This window comes from Piscirickettsia salmonis LF-89 = ATCC VR-1361 (assembly GCF_000297215.2).
Classification (GTDB): domain Bacteria; phylum Pseudomonadota; class Gammaproteobacteria; order Piscirickettsiales; family Piscirickettsiaceae; genus Piscirickettsia; species Piscirickettsia salmonis.
Genome location: NZ_AMFF02000207.1, coordinates 1 through 3608 on the forward strand (window position 1 = coordinate 1; position 3608 = coordinate 3608).

Annotated in this window: 9 protein-coding genes; 8 read left to right on the forward strand and 1 reads right to left on the reverse strand. The window is 40.8% G+C overall.

Annotated elements, in window-relative coordinates; all coding sequences use genetic code 11:
* Window positions 1-176 precede the first annotated feature (176 nt).
* Window positions 177-545 carry a phage major capsid protein gene (locus tag C200_RS13395; protein ID WP_016210668.1) on the forward strand — a complete coding sequence of 123 codons (369 nt, stop codon included), beginning with the start codon at window positions 177-179 and terminating at the stop codon, window positions 543-545.
* A 13-nt stretch (window positions 546-558) separates the two neighbouring features.
* Here C200_RS13395 and C200_RS13400 read toward each other — a convergent pair whose 3' ends face one another.
* Window positions 559-1155 (reverse strand): hypothetical protein, encoded by a 597-nt coding sequence (locus C200_RS13400; protein ID WP_016210655.1) that lies wholly within the window; start codon window positions 1153-1155, stop codon window positions 559-561.
* 166 nt (window positions 1156-1321) lie between these two features.
* On the opposite strand from C200_RS13400, the gene C200_RS16015 reads away from it, so the two are divergent.
* The 7 genes from C200_RS16015 to C200_RS13430 are packed head-to-tail and all read left to right on the forward strand — an operon-like array spanning window position 1322 to window position 3587.
* Complete coding sequence (locus tag C200_RS16015; RefSeq protein WP_016210656.1) at window positions 1322-1477, forward strand: hypothetical protein; 156 nt, start codon at window positions 1322-1324, stop codon at window positions 1475-1477.
* Window positions 1474-1785 (forward strand): head-tail connector protein, encoded by a 312-nt coding sequence (locus C200_RS13405; RefSeq protein WP_016210663.1) that lies wholly within the window; start codon window positions 1474-1476, stop codon window positions 1783-1785. Before C200_RS16015 ends, C200_RS13405 begins: the two co-directional genes overlap by 4 nt.
* On the forward strand, window positions 1782-2105 hold the full coding sequence (locus C200_RS13410; RefSeq protein ID WP_016210667.1) for a phage head closure protein: 324 nt from the start codon (window positions 1782-1784) through the stop codon (window positions 2103-2105). The genes C200_RS13405 and C200_RS13410 overlap by 4 nt, the downstream gene beginning before the upstream one ends.
* Window positions 2098-2493, forward strand: coding sequence for an HK97-gp10 family putative phage morphogenesis protein (locus C200_RS13415; protein WP_016210658.1), 396 nt, complete (start codon window positions 2098-2100; stop codon window positions 2491-2493). The genes C200_RS13410 and C200_RS13415 overlap by 8 nt, the downstream gene beginning before the upstream one ends.
* Window positions 2490-2840, forward strand: coding sequence for a hypothetical protein (locus C200_RS13420; protein ID WP_016210651.1), 351 nt, complete (start codon window positions 2490-2492; stop codon window positions 2838-2840). Before C200_RS13415 ends, C200_RS13420 begins: the two co-directional genes overlap by 4 nt.
* Window positions 2837-3262, forward strand: a complete 426-nt coding sequence (locus tag C200_RS13425) for a phage tail protein (protein WP_230392624.1) — start codon at window positions 2837-2839, stop codon at window positions 3260-3262. The genes C200_RS13420 and C200_RS13425 overlap by 4 nt, the downstream gene beginning before the upstream one ends.
* 1 nt (window position 3263) lies before the next feature.
* On the forward strand, window positions 3264-3587 hold the full coding sequence (locus C200_RS13430; protein ID WP_016210669.1) for a hypothetical protein: 324 nt from the start codon (window positions 3264-3266) through the stop codon (window positions 3585-3587).
* Window positions 3588-3608 lie beyond the last annotated feature (21 nt).

Here is a 3608-nt window from a genome sequence, read left to right on the forward strand (position 1 = left end):
CAACTTTGGTATGAGAGCATTTAGAGCTGCTACAACAGTATTTTGAGTGACCCATCACGGTTGTGCCGCATGCAAGTACTTTAATCACGTTTTCCACAACGACATCACGGTGCTTGTCCATGTTAGCTATGAAGTCACGCCACCAATTGTCGGCAGTTTGAAGAAGATGTTTGACTGTGTTGAGCAATTATTTTTCTCTTAAAATAATGTCCTATAGTAGTGATTACGTTGAATTTAGCAAGGCCTTCCTAAAGCTGCCGACGTTTTATATCCAACCTGATTTTAAAAGCGGTGAGGGTGATTTATTACGCGGTAAACGTGTGAATACCTCAGATTTTATGGATACCCTCGCCGCTGGAAAATGCGCCGCCTTATTTGGTGATTTTTCTAATTTTATTATTGCTGACCGGGGCGGTATCTCGCTGCGCCGATTAAATGAGCTCTATGCTGAAACCGGTGAAGTTGGTTATTTAATGTGGTTGCGTGTTGATGCGCTATTGCTTGAGACAGACGCCATTAAACAACTTAAAACCGCCGCAACTTAAAAAATAAATAAGATCAAGACTGCCCTGGAGCATTAGCTTCAGGACTCGGCTCAGAAGAAGTAACCTGAAAACTTTGAAGTGTATTAAGCACAGGAGAAGCAGTACGCCATTGACCTGCTGATTGCGCCGCTTCTGCTTCTACGCTTACTCTTTCTTTTAGCAATTTACGAGTTTCGGAACATAATCTTTTAGTTGCGCTAAATGCCCCCCAGGCAGCATTTTCAAACGCTGCAGCATAGTGGTATGTCGTTCCATCAAAACGAGAGATGCCAAAAAGCGAGTTTAAAAAATCTGAACCTCTTTTAGCCGCACCTATGTCATGTATGGACTCTTGTAAAAAGCTTTTGCATTTAAGTAACACAACTAACTTGCGGGACTGTGATACTACGATAGGATCGGCAACCCTGTTATTGTTTGTTTTAGCGAATTGTTTTAAATTTTCGTATTGTTGATAAAGTGGTAAATCTTGTGTTCTTTGTCTTTGCAAACATCGACGCAAGTTAGGATCTATATTCGCGTAAAGGTCTGCTTTTTTTTGTAAACTTGCAATTTTTGCATCAAGTTTATCAATGAGCTTTCTTGTTTTTTTTAAATTTTCTTGTGTAGGCATTATACTTTGACTCTTAGTTTATACCGAACTGGTGTTAATTTCAGAATGTAAAATACCAGATAAAAAAATAAAACATCATAAGCGTAATTATATAAAATCAAAAACTAATGTTGTTTTTATGTAAATCACTTTAACTCACATTTAAATCAAATCTAAAAGGTTTTTTATGAAAGTTAAAATCTTAGTGCCTCGGGCCGGGATAAATATTTCTTATAATATCGGCGATATTGTTGATTTACCCGATAAAACCGCAAAAGCTATGATTAAGTACGGCGATGCTGAGTCAGTTAACGTTAAAACGTTCAAGAAAAAATCAAAATGATCGATTTAACACGCTTAAAAAGCCACCTGCGGATCGACAATCATAGCGAAGATGACTATTTAGAGTTTATTCTCGCCGCCGCCCTGCAAGCCGCTGAGGATTATCTTGACCGTGTAATTGTAAACAATACGGATGATTTAGAAGCGATTGAAAACAGTGTGTTAATTAATAAATCGATAGAAATTGCCATTTTAATGTCTGCCGGTCACTTCTACGAAAACCGTGAATCAACGAGTAGTTTAACGGTGAAAGAGGTGCCAATGAGTACCCATTTTTTACTTAATCCGCATCGGTATTTAAGCGCATGAGAGCGGGCTTGTTACGCCATCGCGTGACTTTACAAAATAATTTAATCGGTGCAAATAATTATGGTGAAGCGGTGGATTATTGGCAGGATATCACCACCGTCTGGGCACGGGTCAGCCCCAGTGCAGGCCGGGAACTTTTTAGCGCCCAGCAGTTTTATCATGAAATCAGTCAAACCGTCACCCTGCGTTATCGATCTGACGTCACTCCGTCGTTGCGCCTTGTTTTTGAGGGCCGTTATTTGGAGATTTTAAGTGTGATTAATCCAGATGAGCGTAATCGTGAGCTCATTTTAGCCTGTCGGGAGTGGGTACATGCCTAAAATAAGTTTCTCTGTTGACGGGTTGCGTGATTTAGAAAAACAATTAAAACAGTTAGCACCGAAAAAAATTAAAACCTTAAACCGCCGCGCCCTGCGTAAAGCCGCAGAACCGGTTGAAACACAAATGAAAGCGAATGCACCGCAAAAGTCAGGTGCTTTAGTTGAATCGATTAAACGCCGTTCTAAAAAAGGCAAAGGCCGGCGAACCATTGTTAATGTGACGGTGGGGCCAACACGTAAAATAGACTATGCCATCGAGCAAGAATATGGCAGCAGCCACCAACCGGCACGGCCATTTATTCGCCCCGCGCTGAATGATAACGCGCAAACATCCATCGATAGTTTTAAAAATGCATTAACCCTCGCGCTGAAAAAGCAAAAGTTATGATTGAAGATGTCTATTTTGCGCTACTGAATACCGGCTGGCCGGTGTTCCCTATCCTGCTACCTAAAAATCAAATACTGCCCGCAGTAACCTATCAGGTCATTGGTGGCGATCGGCGCTATGGGCTGGATGCTCAGGCGCATTTACAGAAAAAAACCATACAAATTAGCTGCATCGCCAAAACATACCAAGAATGCAAACTCATGCAAGACAATATCACCGAGCAATTAAACGGCTATCACAGTGAAAATATCCAGCTCATTACGTTTGAATCAGAACTTGATCAATATGAACAGGACACAAAAACCTACCGCACCAATTTAACCTTTACTTTAACAGGAGTTGTATGATGAGTGAGTCCATCGGCGCCCTTTCAGAGATTTACCGTGACAGTGATAATGCAGGCAATTACGTCAAACTGGCCAATATTACTAACATCGGTGAAATCTCATCGAGCCGCGATAAAATTGATGTGACCGAATACGGCAGTACACAGAAAAAATATAAGCTCGGCCTGAAAGATCATGATGAAATTCAGCTCGATATGAATGTCGCCCAAGACAATAGTGAGCTGAAAAATTTAATTAGTGATCATGATGCCGGCATAGAGCGCCAATTTAAAATTATTTTAGCGACGCAACCGAAGCGGCAAATTTATGAATTTACTGCCTTAATTACCAATCACAAAATCATCGCCCCATTAACTGAAGCGATTAGCATGAGCGTGAGTTTGCAGCCGACCAGCGTGATCACGCAAAGTGATGAGGTATAAAATGGTTCTCCGTAATGCTTTATTTAATCTTGCCTTTAAAACTGCCCCGGTGACTTTGGGCGAATTAGAATTACAGGTCAAAGAACTCTCTATTGCCGAGCAGCAATATTATCAACAGCAGCATGCTGATTTAAGCGAAACCGAAGCCAGTTTATTGCTAATTTGCTTATCCTTATGTGACCACCAAGGCGTTAAAATCTTTGATGCAACTGAATATAAAAAGCTGGCTGAGTTACCGCTGGGTGTTATTAAACAAATGACGGATGCGATTGTTGAAGTCAATGGCTTTAATGAAAGTGCAGCGCACGATCTTAAAAAAAACTAACTCATGATCATGAGCGACGGT